The sequence below is a fragment of the Chlorogloeopsis fritschii PCC 6912 genome, assembly GCF_000317285.1.
GTDB lineage: Bacteria > Cyanobacteriota > Cyanobacteriia > Cyanobacteriales > Nostocaceae > Chlorogloeopsis > Chlorogloeopsis fritschii.
The window spans coordinates 160,502-179,595 of record NZ_AJLN01000085.1; the positions used below are offsets into that span (position 1 = coordinate 160,502).

Consider the following 19,094-nt stretch of genomic DNA (forward strand, 5'->3'; position numbering starts at 1 on the left):
TAGAAGTAGAAATTGTTGAGATTTGTATAGTTGTTAGGGATAAGCTGTCATGGCTCCCGCCGTTTTAATTGAAAATCTAAAAAAGCGTTACGGTTCAATAGAAGCTGTTAAGGATGTTTCCTTTCAGGTTGAACCAGGAGAAATTTTTGGTTTACTAGGGCCAAATGGAGCAGGTAAAACCACTACCCTACGTGCTTTGTGTACTCTCACCACACCAGATGCTGGCAAAATAGAAGTATCTGGCATTTCGGTGTTAGATAATCCTAAAGCTGCAAGACAACGGCTTGGTTATGTAGCACAGGAAGTGGCTTTAGATAAAGTTTTAACTGGACGCGAACTGCTGCAACTACAAGCAGCACTTTATCACTTACCAACGGCAGTGGCAAAACAACGTGTTGACACAGTGCTGAGTTTGCTTGGTTTGCAGGAATACGCCGACAAAAAAACTGGTACTTACTCTGGTGGCTTGCGCAAGCGTCTCGACTTAGCTGCTGGATTACTGCACGCACCGGATGTACTGGTTTTGGACGAGCCAACCGTTGGGCTTGACATTGAAAGCCGTTTTATCGTCTGGGAATTCTTAAGAAAGTTGCGGGAAGCAGGAACCACGGTAGTGATTACCAGTCATTATCTGGAAGAAGTTGACGCTTTAGCCGATCGCGTGGCAATTATTGACCGTGGAGTAGTAATTGCGACTGGTACACCTTCCCAACTCAAAGATAAAGTGGGAGGCGATCGTATTACTTTACGCATCCAAGAGTTTACACCACCAGAGGAAGCTCAAAAAGCAAAAGAATTACTAGCACCTTTACCATTTGTCCAAGAAGTAATTATCAATAGCGCTCAAGGTAATTCCCTCAACTTGGTGGTAACACCACAGAATGACACTTTAATCACCATTCAGCAAGCCTTGAACCATGCTGGATTACCCATATTTGGTATTTCTCAATCTCGTCCTAGCTTAGATGATGTTTACCTGGCAGCGACAGGACGTACACTAATGGATGCGGAACTGGCTGCACTGGGAAATCGCGATCCGAAGGCGGAAAAAAAGCAAAATATGAGATGAGGGTAATGGCTAATAGCTAATGGTTAATAGCTAATGGCAATGAACAATTAACAATTACCAAAAATTAACATGAGTGGTACTGTCATACCTCCAAAACCGGATATTAACTGGCAGCAAGTTGCTGCGCCACAAGCTTATGTAGATAAAACTCCCAATTTCTTTGGTGAGTTAGTTCAAGAAACTTTGGCGTTGACTCGTCGCTTGTTTATTCAATTGCAGAGACGTCCTTCCACTTTGATTGCAGGAATTATACAGCCTGTAATGTGGTTGGTGCTGTTTGGCGCTTTATTTCAAAATGCACCAAAAGGAATATTTGGCGATACTCCAAATTACGCCCAATTTTTAAGCGCAGGCATCATTGTGTTTACAGCTTTTGCTGGAGCGCTGAATGCTGGTTTACCTGTGATGTTTGATCGCGAGTTTGGTTTTTTGAATCGCTTATTAGTGGCTCCTCTCGCATCACGGTATTCGATTGTTCTAGCTTCGGCAATTTTTATTATTAGTCAGAGTTTGCTGCAAGCAGCGGTGATTGTGGCAGCAGCGGCATTCTTGGGTGCAGGTTTACCGAATGCAACTGGGTTAGGTGCGATCGCTTTGATAGTCTTTCTACTCGCTTTGGGTGTGACAGCGTTGAGCTTGGGATTGGCTTTTGCCTTACCGGGGCACATAGAATTGATTGCAGTAATTTTTGTCTCAAACTTGCCACTATTATTTGCCAGCACTGCTTTGGCTCCTTTGTCTTTCATGCCCAAGTGGTTGCAAATTATTGCTACTCTTAATCCCCTCAGCTATGCTATTGAGCCAATTCGCTATCTTTATCTCCACAAAGATTGGGGATTAAATAGTGTAGTCATGCACGCTTTTTGGGGTGATGTTACTTTTGGCAGTTCAATTCTCGTGTTACTAGGGTTTGCTGTCTTTGCTTTGCTAATTATCCAACCCCGACTTCGGCAAACTCTCTCATAAAATAGAAGCATCGTTATACTCGGAGGAACACGAGGGGTAAATCTGCATGAAAATCTTTTTTTTACCACTAACTCGGCTTACTGTTGCCACTTTTGCAAGTCTTGGCTTTGCCTCTTTGCTCGTGCCGCAACCCAGTTTAGCTCAACTTACCAATCAGTACGACCAAACAACTTACGATCCACAGAATACCGATTTCTGTTCTGGCAATAGTCAAGACAGTTCTTTCAATGTATTTAACTTAATTCATTGCGCTAATCTTAGAGGCCGCAGTTGGGATTCTACGGAACAAAACTCGGACATTAATGATGTTGCCAGAGATTTTAAAGAAAGGCAAAAACTACGCTTTCAACAACAGCAGCAAGGACAACCGCAGACACAACCAAGCACAAGCTTGCCAGTGATTACGCTGCCATCAGCTACACCCCAGCCGAATCAATGAATCGACTGCAATAATAGACACGGGGCAACCGCAAGAGTTGCCCCTACATTTAAATCTTAAGACGCGATTGCTCGCATCTGTACAAATCGTAAGGTGGGCACTTACACAACGGAAAAATAAGGGTTTGAGGGAAATTAGGCAGCGCCCACCCTACAAAATTGCTCAAAAATTTTTACAATCCGACTGCTGTTAGAACATCACTAGCGTGGGTAGGAGTGTTGACATTGGAGTCAACGTGGATAATTTTGCCGTTGCCATCAATTACATAAGTAACGCGCTTGGCATAGCCACCACCATCGACATCGTAAGCTTTGATTAAAGCCTTATCGGTATCGGCTAGCAGGGGGAAATTGAGATTATATTTTTGAGTAAATGCTTGATGGGAGACTTCATCATCTGCGCTGACTCCCAACACCACAATATCTTTACTCTTATATTCGTCAGTGGCATCACGGAAGCTACAAGCCTGCTTAGTGCAGCCTGGAGTGTCATCTTTGGGATAAAAATACAAAACTACTGTTTTGCCTTTGAAATCAGACAATGAAACGGTGTTGCCGTTAGTGTCTTTGGCGGTAAATGCAGGCGCATCTGTTCCAACTGCTAGAGGCATAATTTACCTTTCCTGTGTGAAAAATTTGATGCATTTGAAATTTTACAATAATTTACAATAATTAAATAAATAGCTAAAAAAAGTTATTACTCAGCATCAATATGTAGCTCTTAGCTACAAGTTAAAACAGATATATTTGTCAATCAATTTTTAATTATCAACCAGAACATTCTCAGGAAATAAAAATGCCAGTTGTTGATTCCCAAAGCCAGGAAACCTTGATATATCCACGTGCCACCATAGAACGAGCCAAGCGATCGCTGCTTTGTTCTCCCTTCAATCTTAGTTTATTTGCAGTTATGGTGTCCGAGAGGGTGGCTTTAAAGGAAATTATCGGCAATGCTGGTGTTCGTAATGGTTACACCAAACGTCCTTTATTAGAATTAGCAGCAGAAAACAATTTGGTGTGGTTGATCCAAGTAGGTGTGCTGCGACGTGAAGTTGACGGACAGGGAATTACAGATAGTTTCCGCCTCACACCTGTTGGTCGTCAAGTTGTAGAAGAATGTCAAAGCCAGCCTTGCCCTACTCCTAGTTGGGGCGATCGCATATCCGATGCTATACTTCGTTGGTTTAGACTACCTTTTTAGAATTTGGGTTTAGTTGGTAGTTAGTAGGTAGTAGTTGGGTGGAAACAAGTTTTATTGTCGATGCCCATTGCCCATTGCTATTGCCTACTAACCACTAAACCTATCAGTATTTTTGATAATTTCAAGTCAAAAGTTAGGAGTGGCACTGAAGCGGGAACAATATGTACGGAAGTTGCTACTTCTTTTATGAAGTTTTTACTGTGGTTGTCTAACTGAATTAAGTGAATAGAGAATAGTAAACCGTAAATTATTACTATCAAATAACTAGCCACCATAAACGGCATAGACAAGAAGGGACGAAAAAACTTCCCTCCCCTCTGACTTGAAAGAGGATTTAGGGGTGTAGGAGAAAAAACCTCTTTCATCTTTGGCGGGTGAAACAAGTTTCATCGGGACTGCCTTCTATTACTCTTTCACTACTAGGGTGAGCTATATTACATTTCAACTTTTAAGATCATCTGGATCGGGAAAAAAAGCTAAATATGAAAGCAATTATGGTAGTGGGAACAACATCCCACGCAGGGAAATCACTGATAACAGCAGCTATTTGTCGTATTCTCTCACAACGTGGCTGGCGAGTGGCTCCCTTTAAAGGTCAAAATATGGCTTTAAATGCTTATGTCACTGTGAATGGGGGGGAAATTGGTTATGCACAAGCTGTACAAGCTTGGGCGGCAGGAGTTATTCCTTGGGTAGAAATGAATCCCATCTTACTTAAACCCCAGGGTGACATGACTTCCCAATTGATTGTCAAAGGTAAGCCCGTAGGCAAAGTTCATGCTCAAGATTACTACGAGCAGTATTTTGAACTTGGATGGCGAGCAATTGAAGAATCTCTACAGCATTTAGCAACAGAATTTGATGTGGTAATTTGTGAAGGTGCTGGTAGCCCCGCGGAGATTAACCTCAAGCACCGCGACTTAACTAATATGCGGGTAGCAAAATATTTAAATGCTCCTACTCTATTGGTTGTTGATATTGATAGAGGTGGTGCTTTTGCCCATGTAATCGGAACGCTAGAATTACTGGAGCCAGAGGAACGTGCCCTAATTCGTGGTGTCGTCATTAACAAATTTCGGGGACAGCGATCGCTCCTAGAACCAGGTATAAAATGGTTGGAAGAACGTACAGGTATTCCTGTAGTTGGCGTTATTCCTTACTTAGATACTATGTTCCCTGCCGAGGATTCCCTGGATTTATTGGAACGTAAATCGTACAAATCTTCAACTGAACTAAATATTAGCGTTATCCGCCTACCGAGAATCTCCAATTTTACCGACTTCGATCCGTTGGAATCAGAACCTTCAGTTACAATTAAATACCTAAGCCCCAAGCATGAATTAGGACGTCCAGATGCAGTAATTATCCCAGGAACAAAAGCGACAATTCCTGATTTGCTACTACTGCAAAAAACTGGCATGGCAGAAGCAATTCAAAATTATGCAGCAGCTGGAGGTACAGTATTGGGTATCTGTGGAGGTTTCCAAATTCTTGGTCAAATTATCGCCGATCCAGAAGGCATAGAAGGGCAAGCTGGCAGGTATCAAGGCTTAGGACTATTACCCATCAAAACAGTAATTACAGGACAAAAAATCGCTCGTCAGCGCCAAGTTACCTCAAATTATCCGCAAATGGGTTTACCAGTAAGCGGATTTGAAATTCATCAAGGGCGATCGCGCACAGAAACTCAAGGAGTAGATCCCCAAGCTTATCATCCTTTATTTGACGATGCTAATTTGGGATTAGTAGATCGTTGTCAATCAGTCTGGGGTACTTATCTTCACGGTATATTTGATAATGGCCCTTGGCGTCGTGCTTGGTTAAATCGACTGCGTCAACAACGGGGTTTGAAATCTCTACCTACAGGTGTTGCCAACTATCGAGATCAGCGAGAGAATCTCTTAGACTACATTGCCAGAGAAATTGAACGACATTTAGATTTAACTCCATTTTTGTCGTAATAACTTAGAAATCATGAGTGTTCGCGTCCATTTCTTACCAGACGATATTACAGTTGATGCCGAAGTGGGAGAACCCCTGCTAGATGTTGCAGATCGAGCTGGAGTATTAATTCCCACTGGTTGTCTAATGGGTTCTTGTTATGCTTGTGCAGTAGAATTAGAGGATGGAGAAACTATTCGTGCTTGCATCAACGCAGTTCCACCCGGACGCGAAGAATTGACAATAAATTTGTTTAGCGATCCAACATGGTAATTCAATAATTGTTAGTAGTTAGTAGTTAGTAGTTACTAGTCGGTGGTCAAAAATTACTACTAACGACTGTACGGGCGGGTTTTCCCAGCAATTTCTCTAAAATGACGGAACATCTAAATAAACCCGCCCCTACTATCCACTAACCACTATCTACTCTCTTGTTTTACTTTTAAGACGTATTCTTTAAACCTTTCCATATCTGCTAGAAGCGTTGATTCTACTACCTTTCCCAAAAACAAATTATCCATGATTTTGCCAATGATACCGGGGATAGCATAGCCTACAGTAAGTTTGACGATACTGGTATTATGGCGATCGTAAAAGCGTATTGCCCCTCGATTTGGTAAACCATCTACCGATTCCCATTGAATAATTTGATTGGGAATAACTTTGAGAATGCGAGATTTCCAAGTAAATTCCAAACCGCCAGTTTTCAGCTTCCATATAGATATTTCTGGATTATCCTCCGGAACCTTTACTGAATCAATCCACTTCATCCAACGGGGCATTTGCTCCAAATCAGACCAAAGGCTCCATACTACATCTATGGGAGCCTCTACCTCTACTTGCACGCTATGCTCTAGCCAATCAGACATTCTCTCTTTTTCTTCCTTCGCGGTTTGTTTTTAACCTCTACTTTTTCACAGTCTCTAAAATAGCTTTCGCTGCACGTCTTCCCGAAATTGTCGCTCCTTCCATGCTATCAATATAGTCTTGCTGCGTATAACTCCCTGCTAGAAAGAAATTAGCCACAGGTGTCTGTTGACTGGGACGATAAATATCCATTCCTGGTGCTTCCCTATAAAGAGACTGAGCAAGTTTCACTACACTGTACCAAGTCATATTCAGTTCCCGTGATGAGGGAAACAACTCATGTACTTGCGCCAGAACGTGCTGGGCTATTTCCTCATTACTTTGTTTAATAAATGGATCTCCTGGTGTCAGCACCAATTGCAACAAAGACCCCTGCCCTTGGCGATAATAATCAGCAGGACTAGTTAAAGCTAAATCAGCAAAACAGGAAAAGTCTGCATCGGGAGTATACAACAAATTATCAATTCCGGCTGCACGCTCTAGCTGTTTGCGCCCTTCGGCATCTTGCAGTTCCGTTACCCAACCATCAAACCGCAACTGCACCGTAGCTACAGGTACTGCTTCTAATTTATAGATATTCTCAAATTCTGACCACTTGCGCCACTGTTGGGGTAGGAGGCGTTGAATACCTGGAAGATCACAAGCAGCTACGTAGGCATCGGCAGTAATAATTTCTTCTGTTTCGCCGTTGGCAACTACTATACCAGTGACGCGGGTTTGTTCCCCTTCCTCGGCAAACTGGATTTCTCGTACTCTGCGGCGAGTGTAAATTTTTGTTCCCCTTGCTTCTAAGTACTCCAAGATTGGCTTGTGCAGGTATTCATAAGGTGAACCCGACAACATCCGCAGTTTCGACGCCTCTGTTCTGACTGCAAATAACTGAAAGATTGTCAACATACAGCGGGCAGAAATATTTTCGCAATCAATAAAGCCCAAGGCATAGGCGATCGGGTTCCACATTCGCTCAATACTGCCTTGACTACCTCCATGACTTCGGAACCAGTCGGCAAAACTAACTTTATCTAAGTTACGAATATTTTGCATCGCACCGTTGTAATCTACCAAACCCCTTACTATTGGGCTTGTCGCAAGTGCTACTGCATTCTGCAATTTATCCAACAATGATATTTGAGAGCAAGTGAAAAATGCCTTTAGCCCATTGAAAGGCGCGCCCATAAAAAAGCGAAAATCAAGGGTGCCAATCTGCCCTCCTTGGTTAATGAAGGTATGGGTATGTTCTTTAGGCAGGAGGTTTCCAAACGCCCCCACTTTCTTCATCAATTCCAACAATTGATAGTAATTTCCAAAGAAGACGTGCAACCCCATCTCAATATGGTTGCCATCACCATCTATCCAACTGCCTACTTTACCCCCAACAAATGGACGAGACTCTAATATCTGGACTTCACAACCAGCATCAGCTAAATCTACGGCTGTTGTTAGCCCAGCCAGCCCCGCACCCACGATCGCAACACGCATTCCGTACTTCCTTTTCAGTTTCTTTACAAATTGTAACTGGGTTGGTGTCGGAATTAGCTATTCATATTGAATCAAGGGTTAAGGGAGTAGATATTACCCCATATACTTACACAAAAGTTAAAGCAGTAATCAGATCAAAGACAAAAGGTATAAATAGTTGCAGCCCTTTTTCTTCTGATTTGATTGGTTCTGTTGGTAGTTGTTTTCCTTATTTAGTTGGTATCTTTAGTGTCTTCGTTGGTGGGTAATCCTCGAATTAGTTCCCGAATTACATCAGTTGCTGGTCTGCCAGTCTGCTGACAGTACTTTTCTAGTTTTTCTGCCTCCTGTGTTGCTAAATTCACAGTGATACGTTTTACAGCCCACTTCTTATTAGTCATTTGATTGTGTTATTTGCTAGATACTAACATCACTAAAGAAATCACCGATTCAGTGAGGATGAAACAGATAAGAATATCAGAGTTTTTTTCAGGTAACAAGCAATGTCATAAGTACTAAAATCTCAATTTGGTTAATGTGTCCTTCATTTTTCTAATAAAATAGAGAATTTGAAATTTGTTGATTGTTCTTTTGACAGAAACACTAGCGTATTCTCGCTGTTAAAGGCAAGAAGTCGGCAGGAGTGAGTATAGGACAAGTTGGACTAGAAATTTTATAAATTGAGTACAAATAACCATTTTTCCTACATAACTTTTTCTCCAGTATGTTATTGCTAAAACATCTAACTATCTCTCTAGCATAATTTCAATAATCACTGTTGGGGAAGATTTATCCTACAACGCCTTGCAGATATGACATCAAGGTATGAGTTTGCTATGTCGTATAGATACTGAGATATTTTCGGTTCTAGAAAGTGCAGCATAGAAAATACGAGAAATCAATTTTGTTAAATAGCACTGATACTTTCTTCTCAGGTACATACACTTACAGGTAAACTTGGAATGCTTCCACATCTCGAAAGCAAGATGTATTTTTTCTTAGTGTCCAACATTTGCAATTATTGCCATTGCTAATTGGCTAGAAGCTATCCGTTATTTATGTCTAAACAATAATTGGAGTTGTTACCATATTTGTCATTCATGTAGGATGATATTTGTTTGAAAAAATAGTACAAATTCTCTGTGTATTAATTTTTTATTGTATCCCTTTTTTCTAGAAAAACTTTCTCTTTACTCAAACTTTACCGAATTTATACTTAATTATACCTTTATAAGATTAGTGCTATTCATAACATGAAATTATAAAGTTATTATATTTAAAGTGTAATTTTTTAAAAGTATTAGGACTGGTTTTTTACAAGTCCTAATAGAGTGAATAGAGAATTTATGGAGTCAAGTTATTTAGCTAGATTGGCAATAGAAGCTGTTAAGTATGGAGCTTGTTTAATATAATACTTTATTATTACTGGTTGACGATTTACAAGAGTTACTGAGAAAAATGAGGAATCGCTCTTAATCAAAAATTAATAAACTTAGGATATTAAGTTAACTCTAAAAACATTTAAAAACAGTTTATTTGTACTAAAATATATTATGATGTCCGCATCCAATGTGAAATTTAAAATCAAATTTATTCCAAAAGATTTAGATATTGCTGAAGATTTATTCTTCTAATTAACCATTTATTGCTCAATACAATTCGGTTAAAAGCAAAAGAAAAAAATTATGCAGGCTAACCATACCTGCGAGTAGACACATAGTAGACGCCCGTAAAATTGGGTACTTAGGGTGGCTGATTGTACTTGTGCGGAGAATTTATAGGTCAAATAGTGGCTTATGCAAGTAGCTCTTACTCTCCCTTGACTACTGGCTACTGTAGACATGAAAAAACTTCTAACAGTAATGGTTTACTGCCTTGCACTCTACAAATAATCCTGGACTCAAAGGTATAGAGTTATTGATAAATACAACTGATTGTATACAAACAATATCTACTCGGCAGGAAAATACCCGCAGAGTGAATGGTTGTAGTGATAGTGTAAACAATTATTCAAATTGCAGTTGGGGCATGAGTTGGAGAGTGCCTATGCCTAGATCTTTTGGTGAAAGCGATCGCGCTTCAAACAAAGCCATCATATCTCGCAACTGGGGATTGCCACGGGCAGCACCTGTTAGCCCTTTGGCGATAATCAGACCGCAGTAGCCTTTAGTATGTTTACATCGCTGGTTCCATTTTTTCCGTGCTTCTACGTGAATGGGATCGTCATCCAAAAACTCACCGAAAAGGAACAATTCACCATTTTGAGTTTGCAGTAAACCAAGGTCATAGCGATCGCCACCTAAGGGATCGGCACCAGGATTAAAGCAAATGGCTTTGAGTCCACCAGCTTTTTCAATATTTTCAATTACAGTTTTAGCCTTGGGGCGGGAGGTTTGAATTAAAATCACGGGCAAACCATCACCTGCTGGTTGAATTTCTCCAGCTTTGTAGTATTTAACTCCCTGATGCAGGTACTCCAACATCTCCCAAGACACAACACCCAAGCTCAGGAAAGAATCTTCTGGTATTAAGTCATCTCGCAAAGAGCGGAACACAGGATCGATGTGCGACTCATTTTCATCGTCTTCCTCAAAGTCGTAGCCTGCCATTTCCTCTAATTCTGCTGCCAATTCGGGCATCGTAGAAACAGTAATTGATACTGATTTCGTAGATTCATCACTAGCAACAGGCAACGAGATCCGGTAGCGACGACTAGCACAGGGAAAAGAATCGCCTCCTAATTGACGACGGTGATCCCGAATAAACCGACACAAGCCTTCTAGAGCAACATATACGATTAATGCTTCTTCGTCATACAAAACCGATCGCAGCCCTTCTAGAGGATGAATATTGCCAAAAGTGGGTTGAATTTCCGACAAGGGCAGTTCTGCTAAATCTTCAAATTCTTCATCCTCTTCTTCGTCAATGTCATCGGCACGTTCAAAAGTTAAAAACAGACAATCTTGCTTGAGAAAAGCTTCTTCTAAATGCCCTTGTGATTCGTCTTCTCTTAAAATAGTGGCGCGAAACTGCTTGAGGGATTCTTCGGAACGATATAACAATATTCCATACTCCATCCCCAACATTCCCATAACTGAGGCATAGAGTGTACCCACATCCCACTTGTTAATCTCTATTGACAAGATTTGCTGTTCTTCCAATAATTCCCAAGGCGCTGTTTGCCACATCGCTAATGCCTTTTCTCTTAAGGCTTGTGCATACCGTGGGGGTAATTCGGGAACTTGAGAGTCGAGAATTTCCGAAAACCCTCGAAATAGTTCATCAATTAAAGGCAATTCCGGTGAATAGTCAATTGCTATATCCAAGTCTTGCAACACGCCGCGCAAATAAAATTGGATTTCGCGATCTCTGACTACTATTCTTTGAGGACGAGCTGCCTTGGCTGGGCTGTGGGGATTTTCCATTGCTCGCATTAAAGTACGAACGATTGCCTCCGGGCCACTTTCTGGAGGTACTACGTCCATTCCTCGGACAATACCTTGCGTACCATCTACCCAAAGAATGCATTCGCCTTTTGTCTCTGAGTCTGAGTGCTGAGTTGGTGATGATGACAATGGACGGCGATCGCCCTCCCATACAGAAGGAATTTGAGTTAATTTCCGCAAACGACGGCTGGTAGAGCGATTAAAACTTGTCATAGAGTAAGTGAATCAAAACAAGCGATTTAGAAGTACATTTTTGGGTCAGAGCTAGCCTCGGATCAAAACTCCCTTAGCTGCTGATTGAAGGGCGATTGCGGTTGATGGCTGCCAAAGGCTAAAACTCCAAAAATACTGAATCTCAAAACATATTGAGTCTCTCAATTCTAGAATAAAAATCTTTGCGTGCTTTGGACGGAGTATTTACAATTTGGCAACTTGAGACATCAATATCGCTAGAATAGAGAGAAAAACTTTAACTTTTAGGCAACCTGGGGATGAAGGTTTGGAGTTAAAAGTTTCTTCCTTCTTCACTATAGGTTGAAAATTCATCAGATTAAGGAGTTGAAACGCAAATGACACAAGCAACTCAATCATCACAAAAAGGCATTCAGTTGAGCGAGGCAGCATTGCGGCAAGTTAAGTTTTTGCAGGAGAGACAAGCTGGCAAAGATTTGTGCTTGCGGGTAGGAGTGCGTCAAGGTGGATGCTCTGGAATGTCTTACATGATGGATTTTGAAGATCCCAGTAAGATTTCTTCTAACGATGAAGTTTTTGATTATGATGGCTTCAAAATTGTTTGCGATCGCAAGAGTTTATTATATCTTTATGGCTTAATGCTTGATTATAGTGATTCTATGATTGGCGGTGGTTTCCAGTTCACTAACCCCAACGCTTCCCAAACTTGCGGCTGCGGTAAGTCATTTGGAGTGTAATATAGTCATTTGTTCTTTGTCATCTGGCAAAGGATGAATGATTAATGACTAATGACTGACTCATGACTAATGACTAATACAGTTGAATCCCTGTTTGACACAGGTTTGGAAAGGTATAAAGCCGGAGAATCAGCAGACGCTTTGATTCCTGTGTTTAAAGAAGTTTGCGATCGCGCTCCTAAAAGTAGTTCGGCGTGGACTTGTTTGGCATGGTTGTATTTACTAGATAACAAACCCAGTTTTGCTTATAAAGCTGCACAAAAAGCAGTGAAGCTAAATCCCCAAGATCCCCAGGCAAGAATCAACCTCGCTATTGCCATGCTGGAAATTGGGCAAAAAGGTTTGCGCGAACACATTGAAGCTGCAAGCCAGTTAATCTTGCTCAATTCCGAATGGCGAGAGGAAATTGAAAATAGCATTGCGGATGGTTTCACAAGAAAACCAGATTGGCAAAGCTTAACAAAAGTCAAAAAATGGCTATTTGAAGAGTAGTTACTAATTGCTAGTTGTGAATTGCAAATCGCTGATGGCTTCTGATACTATTAGCCATTAGCGATTTGCCATTAGTAATTACAGTTGAAGACGCGACAACTGATGAAAGATAAAATTTTGAATTGGCTAAATCTGATTTTAGTAGTTGATGTATTCCTAGTTTTGTTTGGCTTTGGCTGGTTCGCGATCGCAGTTATCGGTCAAGCCACTGGTGTACCCTTAGGCTTAGATTTGTGGCATCAACTCTGGCAACCTCTGTTTAACCCAGCGATTGGTATTCTGATGGGTGGTGCTATTCTTAGCGGTGCTATCAGTTGGATATCGCGGAAATTTCAGTCTAATCAATAGTTAGTGGGTAGTGGATAGTGGTTAGTGATTAGTGGTTAGACAACTAACTACTGTACGAGTGGGTTTTAATCAGGAATCTCTCTATTAAAACAAAATATCTGTAGAAACCCGCCCCTACCAACTACTATCTACTAACCACTATCCTATTAACTTCATTTCAAAACAGCTTCTAGGGCTGGCTGCAAATCAGGATATTTAAACTCAAAGCCACTTTCTAGAGTGCGTTTAGGTAAAACTTGTTGACCTTCTAATACTACTATTGCTCCATCCCCCAAAAGTGCTTCGATAGCAAAGCTAGGAACAGGCAACCAAGAAGGGCGATGCATTACTTTTCCCATAGTTTGCGATAAATCTGCCATGCGGACAGGATGGGGAGCGGTTGCATTATATACGCCTGTCATTTCTGGCTTGGTTAAAGCTTGCACAATTAAGTCAACTAAATCATCGATGTGAATCCAAGAAAACCACTGTCTACCACTACCGATTGGCCCGCCGGCAAATAGTTTGAAGGGAGTTATCATTTTACCTAAAGCACCACCTAAACCCAAAACAATGCCGAAGCGCAAAATTACTAATCTGACACCATAATCTGTGACTTTTTGTGCTTCTGCTTCCCAAGCTTGACAGACTTGGGCGAGAAAATCATTACCAGGGGAACTAGTTTCATCAAAAATCGTTGTTTCGCTTGTTCCGTAATAACCGATGGCAGATGCGTTAACTAAAACACTAGGCTTGGGGTTAGCGTTAGCTATTGCTTCGACGATTTTTTGTGTGCTGAGTTTACGGCTATTAAGGATTTCCTGTTTGCGTGCTGGTGTCCAGCGTCCCTCTCCAATGGGTTCGCCAGCAAGATTAACTACACCGTCGCAATTAGCGATCGCCTCCTGCCAAGAACCGGATGCTGTGGGTGTATAAGTAATAATTTCTACATTATTAAAAGCTTGCTTGGGAAAAAACTTTTGGGCATGGGCGGTGTTACGAGTCAACACTAGCACCCTATTACCTTCTTCGTGAAGTCGCTTTACCAAGTGGCTACCGACAAATCCTGTTGCTCCAGTGATTGCTACTTTCATTTTTTACCTCCGCCAAACCTATTTTAAAGTTTTTTATCAAACTTTCAGCGATAGGAACTTTTTTGGCGATCGCAAGCAAGATAATTCTTGGTGCCCAGTTAATGAATATATAGTGACTTGCGTTTTAGATGGTTCGGTATTATAGGATGGACGGAGTGTTACAAGGCTTGGGGCTATTATGGCTCGCTATACCTGTTCGTTTCTTCTTTCTGTTCCGATTAAAGATCTGCAGGCATTAGTCGTAGAACTACTGCAAAATTGTAACTTGGTTGTGCAGTACTGTACCTCAGATTACATTATGGCACGTGAAATTCCTGGTACTGTTTCCTTATCCAAGATGGTGAAAGCAGAGGTATTTATTGACATCGGCACAGCTACCGAAACAGAAACCCGAATGAGTATTGTAATCAAAAACGAGGAATTACCACTGCAACTTGATAATCACTGTCGGCAAGTATTTGAATTTATCAAGCAGTCTATAGAAAATAACCGCTATTGGCATTTAATTGAAAGTCTGGCAGATAGCTATGAACGCTTATAGCCAAGTGTCTGTTGCAGCTAGCTTTAAATCAAGCTAGCCTTTGGCAAAACACCCTTGAGATTTTCACAAAATTATCTGTATCTAAAGTTTTTCAGTCCTCAAAATCCTCAGTCATGCCAGGGTTAATGAGTGTAATATCATATTCACTAGCATCCGTCTGCCCAGGTGGCGTAGTCTCGTGCTGTAATAGGTAGTAAATGGCACGTACTTGCGGGCCAAAAATAATTTCGTCTTCATTTTTGAGATCGTGAGTCTGGATCTTGCGTCCATTAATCATTAAGCCATTAGAACTGGGTCTACCTTTCGCATCACCATCAATAATTCGGTAGTAATGATTATTACTATTATCTTTTCGAGGTAGTCTCAGTAACGTAGCGTGGCGACGCGAGACAAATTGCGAGACTAAACGAATATCGCACTCCCGGTCTCGACCGATAGAATAAATGGAATGTTCTAATATAAATTCTTTGCGTCCCTGATCATCTTCTAAGATCAGTAGATGACTTTCATGGGTTTCTGCTGCCATTGCCAAATCATTGCTAAAATCAGTTGAGCTGTCATTAATCAAGATTTGTTTAGAATTATTGTCCGCCATTCCCTCAACTAGAGTTTGTGGTAAAGCATAGTGATGATAAAAGTAAAACAATATTACTCTTCAAGTTACTTGCTCAGTATGTCTTAATAATTATCCAGACGAGGGCTAGGAAATTTTGATGGTCAAAGGCAGTCAATAAAACTAAAGTTTGGTTTTGTACAAGCTGTCTGCAAACAACCTGTGATTCACTATACCCTCATTTGTTCAACCCTGTGCCACTTCAAAACAGGCGGATTTTCACTTCCAGGGGAGCCAACTTCTAGCACATCTAAAATACTATGGGAACACTTGATGGTGTATGGTAACTAGCTTACGGGGTGTCTGTACCCAACTCAATACTGTGTAGACAGGGCATAGAAAAGCTTTTTACCTATTTATCTTACTTTCCATACTGTGCGTTGTCTGTGACTCTTGCTTGTCACTGGTAAGAAAACGAATTTGGCGAGCAAGGCAGAGTTACGCCTTTTCACATTTAATCTTACCATGAGGGTTAAGGGAGGCAGTTAGTTAGACCGCTCCCTTCGATTAGCGGCAGATTTCCACAAGTCGATTCACTTTAACTAGAAGCAAAGCGCCGCAATAGCAAAGAATTGGTAACGACACTCACCGAACTAAAAGCCATTAAGGCTGCCGCACCAGCAGGGTTCAGGACAAAATGTAGACTAGGCAACAAAATACCAGCGGCAAGGGGAATTCCGAGCGTATTATATGCAAAAGCCCAGAATAGATTTTGGCGAATGGTGTTGAATGTAGCACGACTCAGTTGAATTGATTTGACAACGTCAGTTAAGGAATTTCGCATCAAGACAATATCAGCTGTTTCCATGGCAACATCTGTGCCTGCGTGTAAAGCAATACCAATATCTGCTTGAGATAAAGCTGGAGCGTCATTGATGCCATCTCCCACCATAGCAACAACAGATTGGGAGTTAGGTATTTTCCCTATCTCTGGTGCCTGAAGAGATTTAATTACATCTGCTTTCTTGGCTGGAGGAACACCTGCCATGACATCATTAGGATTTAATCCTAGTTGTTCGGCAATGGCAAAAGCGGCTGCTGGTGTATCACCACTTAGGAGCATGACTCTTAGCCCCATACGATGCAAATTGTCTACTGCTAGTTTTGCATCTGGTCTTAGGGTATCTTGAACGGCAATTAATCCAGCAATTTTTTCTCCAACAGCTACTCCGACAACTGTTTTGCCATCCGCTGCTAAGGCTTGAGCTGTGTTTTGTGCAGTTTCATCAATAGAAATTCCATGTACCAGAAGCCAATCCCAGTTTCCTAGTAGCACCAAATTGCCTTCCACAACAGCAGAAACGCCCAATCCTGGTTCTGTGTAAAAGCGATCGCCCGATGGAACAGATAACTGTTGTCGTTGTGCTTCCTTGCGAATTGCTGTGGCTAAGGGATGGCAGGTGCCGCTTTCAACTGCGGCAGCAAGTTGTAATAGGTGCTGGGAATTGGATACTGGATTGGGTTCTTCTAGTACAAGGCAATCTGTGACGATTGGATTACCAGTTGTTAATGTGCCAGTTTTATCAAAAACTATAGTGTTTAGCTGATGTACTTTTTCCAAAACATCGCCGCCTTTGATTAAGATACCTTGTTCGGCAGCGATCGCTGTGCCAACGAGAATAGCTGTCGGTGTAGCCAATCCCAAAGCACAGGGACAAGCGACAACCATCACTGAAATTGCTAGTTTTAGGCTCAGTAACAGTGGAGAGTGGTGAGTAGGTAACTTTGTAGAGAGGTGATGAGTCATATCCATGCCTGTTGACATGGCAATATCAGGCCAAATATTGGTACCAATAAAGTACCAAAATAGAAATGTTAATAAAGCCGCTGTTAGTACTCCGTAAGTAAAATACCCAGCTATTGTATCTGCTAATTTTTGTACGGGTGCTTTTCTGATTTGCGCTGCTTCTACTAGGGCAACAATTTGCGCCAAAGTTGTATCGCTGCCAGTACGAGTTGCCTCAAGCGCGATCGCTCCCGACTGGTTGATTGTTCCTGCTGTAACTGTATCTCCGTTTTGCTTGAGCACTGGCACCGATTCGCCAGTCAGCATAGACTCATCAATGGTTGTTTGTCCATCCACTACCACACCATCGACTGGAATTTTGTCTCCTGGCAGAACTTGCAACCATTCACCTACACGCACTCGATCTGCAGGGATTTCTAGAATTTCTCCTACTTCCCCGGCTATCTTCGGCTTGGAGAGCAATCGTGCTACTTGGGGTTGCAGATCCAATAATTGCTTAAATGCAGCAGCAGCACGTCCTCTGGCTTGTTTTTCTAATGTTCGTCCTAATAATATGAAGCCCAACATCATTACAGGCTCATCAAAGAAACATTCCCAACCAAGTTGAGGAAACAGCAGAGCTACCAGACTTGCTATGTAAGCAGTCAGCGTTCCCAATCCTACCAGAGTGTTCATATTGGGTGCATTCCGCCGCCAACCAAGCCAACCATCAATAATAATTGAGCGTCCGGGAATTAGTAAAGCTGCTGTTGCTAATCCAAAGTGGAACCAGATGTTATGCAAACCTGGCAACAGTGCACCACTAAAGTTCCCAAAATGGCCAATCCCCGATAATACCAGTAATACGGTAGCAATTACCAACTGTCTTCGTGCAGATAGCATTTCTTGGCGCTGCTGTTGTGCTGGATCTTGTAATAATGTCCGATCTGTTAATTTTTCATCAGATTGCCTGGGTTGAGATGGAAACCCAGCCGCTGTTAATTGCTTTGCCAGTGCATCTGGTTCTACAACGCCAATTTCTGATTCTACGACTGCTACCTCCGTCGCCAAGTTCACACAAGCATTCTTGACTCCAGGATATTGAGCTAGCTGCCGCTCTACAGCCTTTACACAGCCAGCACACTTCATACCCCCTACATCCAAAATAATTTTTTCTGTACTAGGGGTTAGTTCTGGGGAGAGGTTAGTTTTCGGGACAAGTTGCATGGAAAGTTTTTGAATGTGCTACGAAACGTCAAGGCTTTTAGCCAAGGTGGGGCAATGCCACCCCTACTTTGAGAGTAGGCGAAATTCGTAACTACGATGGAATGTCAAATTAATGAAGTTTTGTTAAGTTTTATGATTCTGTTGATTCTCTGCGGCTCCACCGCCAATAACTCACGTAAATAATAGCAAGTAACTGTATTGGCATCAGAACAGCTTCACCTCTTAAAAAAGGATTAATGTCCAAATTAGAGATGGTGCAGAAATACACAAAACTTAGTAGGGCAAATATAACCAAGGATATGTTTTTACGTTTGATGGTTAGCATCTTGATATAAAGATAATATTTTTCTAATTAGCAGAAATGCCAAACAGGATACGCAATTAATTTAATTACCTGAAAGGCAACAGGATTTGAAGATAATTATTTGTTTTTAAATGGTATTTATTATGACTTTATTAAAAACAAAATTATTAATTACAATTAGTTTGTTTCTATTTTTAATACATTTATGTTTACTATTTTTCAAGTTTTTAAGTAATATATAACCAATAAACCTCTTGACAAACTTCTTGTTTATCAAGCTTTTATTAGAGCAAGTCAGCTATAGGATTCATGATTTTTAAATCTACGTAGACGTAGTGGCGTGACCGCCTTAAAATAGTGGGTTGGTATCCTGCCCGTCTGGTGCAGGCTTTCCGTCCCACACTACAAGTTTTTCTAATGCACTAAATTAGCCCGATCAAGCCACTACTAGCGCG

18 protein-coding genes are annotated in these 19,094 nt (G+C 41.4%); 10 read left to right on the forward strand and 8 right to left on the reverse strand.

The features are described from left to right. Positions 1-49 precede the first annotated feature (49 nt). The 3 genes from UYC_RS0117050 (at position 50) to UYC_RS0117060 (ending at position 2,474) form a co-directional block, all read left to right on the forward strand. Entirely contained in the window at positions 50-1,069 is a 1,020-nt protein-coding gene (locus UYC_RS0117050) for a daunorubicin resistance protein DrrA family ABC transporter ATP-binding protein (protein ID WP_016872392.1), read from the forward strand. Positions 1,070-1,138: 69 nt separating this feature from the next. Beyond that, positions 1,139-2,035 (forward strand): ABC transporter permease, encoded by an 897-nt coding sequence (locus UYC_RS0117055; protein ID WP_016872391.1) that lies wholly within the window; start codon positions 1,139-1,141, stop codon positions 2,033-2,035. Between the two features lie 46 nt (positions 2,036-2,081). Next, positions 2,082-2,474 carry a hypothetical protein gene (locus tag UYC_RS0117060; RefSeq protein ID WP_016872390.1) on the forward strand — a complete coding sequence of 131 codons (393 nt, stop codon included), beginning with the start codon at positions 2,082-2,084 and terminating at the stop codon, positions 2,472-2,474. Positions 2,475-2,646: 172 nt separating this feature from the next. Here the strand turns inward: UYC_RS0117060 and UYC_RS0117065 are convergent, their stop codons facing one another. Further along, positions 2,647-3,084, reverse strand: a complete 438-nt coding sequence (locus UYC_RS0117065; RefSeq protein WP_016872389.1) for a peroxiredoxin — start codon at positions 3,082-3,084, stop codon at positions 2,647-2,649. Between the two features lie 185 nt (positions 3,085-3,269). Here UYC_RS0117065 and UYC_RS0117070 point away from each other — a divergent pair, with 185 nt between their 5' ends. From UYC_RS0117070 to UYC_RS0117080, 3 genes are all read left to right on the forward strand, one after another. Further along, a complete protein-coding gene (locus tag UYC_RS0117070) occupies positions 3,270-3,674 on the forward strand; it encodes an Npun_F0494 family protein (protein WP_016872388.1) in 405 nt (134 codons plus the stop codon). 482 nt (positions 3,675-4,156) lie between these two features. Beyond that, the gene (cobQ, locus tag UYC_RS0117075; RefSeq protein WP_016872387.1) at positions 4,157-5,635 is read left to right on the forward strand and encodes a cobyric acid synthase CobQ; all 1,479 of its coding nucleotides are present in this window, start codon (positions 4,157-4,159) and stop codon (positions 5,633-5,635) included. A gap of 13 nt (positions 5,636-5,648) precedes the next feature. Continuing rightward, positions 5,649-5,888, forward strand: a complete 240-nt coding sequence (locus UYC_RS0117080; protein ID WP_016872386.1) for a 2Fe-2S iron-sulfur cluster-binding protein — start codon at positions 5,649-5,651, stop codon at positions 5,886-5,888. Between the two features lie 146 nt (positions 5,889-6,034). Here the strand turns inward: UYC_RS0117080 and UYC_RS0117085 are convergent, their stop codons facing one another. From UYC_RS0117085 to UYC_RS0117100, 4 genes are all read right to left on the reverse strand, one after another. Then, the gene (locus tag UYC_RS0117085; protein WP_016872385.1) at positions 6,035-6,484 is read right to left on the reverse strand and encodes an SRPBCC family protein; all 450 of its coding nucleotides are present in this window, start codon (positions 6,482-6,484) and stop codon (positions 6,035-6,037) included. Positions 6,485-6,521: 37 nt separating this feature from the next. Next, entirely contained in the window at positions 6,522-7,961 is a 1,440-nt protein-coding gene (zds, locus tag UYC_RS0117090) for a 9,9'-di-cis-zeta-carotene desaturase (protein WP_016872384.1), read from the reverse strand. 212 nt (positions 7,962-8,173) lie between these two features. Then, entirely contained in the window at positions 8,174-8,341 is a 168-nt protein-coding gene (locus UYC_RS0117095) for a ribbon-helix-helix domain-containing protein (protein WP_016872383.1), read from the reverse strand. Between the two features lie 1,605 nt (positions 8,342-9,946). Then, complete coding sequence (locus UYC_RS0117100; protein WP_016872382.1) at positions 9,947-11,599, reverse strand: DUF6930 domain-containing protein; 1,653 nt, start codon at positions 11,597-11,599, stop codon at positions 9,947-9,949. A gap of 356 nt (positions 11,600-11,955) precedes the next feature. On the opposite strand from UYC_RS0117100, the gene UYC_RS0117105 reads away from it, so the two are divergent. The 3 genes from UYC_RS0117105 (at position 11,956) to UYC_RS0117115 (ending at position 13,155) form a co-directional block, all read left to right on the forward strand. After that, a complete protein-coding gene (locus tag UYC_RS0117105; protein ID WP_016872381.1) occupies positions 11,956-12,315 on the forward strand; it encodes a HesB/IscA family protein in 360 nt (119 codons plus the stop codon). A gap of 69 nt (positions 12,316-12,384) precedes the next feature. Next, complete coding sequence (locus UYC_RS0117110; RefSeq protein ID WP_016872380.1) at positions 12,385-12,807, forward strand: hypothetical protein; 423 nt, start codon at positions 12,385-12,387, stop codon at positions 12,805-12,807. 102 nt (positions 12,808-12,909) lie between these two features. Beyond that, on the forward strand, positions 12,910-13,155 hold the full coding sequence (locus tag UYC_RS0117115; protein WP_016872379.1) for a hypothetical protein: 246 nt from the start codon (positions 12,910-12,912) through the stop codon (positions 13,153-13,155). Positions 13,156-13,307: 152 nt separating this feature from the next. Here UYC_RS0117115 and thyD read toward each other — a convergent pair whose 3' ends face one another. Beyond that, the gene (gene thyD, locus UYC_RS0117120) at positions 13,308-14,228 is read right to left on the reverse strand and encodes a thylakoid membrane protein ThyD (RefSeq protein WP_016872378.1); all 921 of its coding nucleotides are present in this window, start codon (positions 14,226-14,228) and stop codon (positions 13,308-13,310) included. Between the two features lie 178 nt (positions 14,229-14,406). Here thyD and UYC_RS0117125 point away from each other — a divergent pair, with 178 nt between their 5' ends. After that, a complete protein-coding gene (locus UYC_RS0117125) occupies positions 14,407-14,769 on the forward strand; it encodes a hypothetical protein (RefSeq protein WP_016872377.1) in 363 nt (120 codons plus the stop codon). A 91-nt stretch (positions 14,770-14,860) separates the two neighbouring features. On the opposite strand, the gene UYC_RS0117130 is transcribed toward UYC_RS0117125, so the two are convergent. Further along, entirely contained in the window at positions 14,861-15,364 is a 504-nt protein-coding gene (locus tag UYC_RS0117130) for an FHA domain-containing protein (RefSeq protein WP_026087294.1), read from the reverse strand. A gap of 556 nt (positions 15,365-15,920) precedes the next feature. Continuing rightward, entirely contained in the window at positions 15,921-18,335 is a 2,415-nt protein-coding gene (locus UYC_RS0117135; protein WP_016872375.1) for a heavy metal translocating P-type ATPase, read from the reverse strand. Between the last annotated feature and the right edge of the window lie 759 nt (positions 18,336-19,094).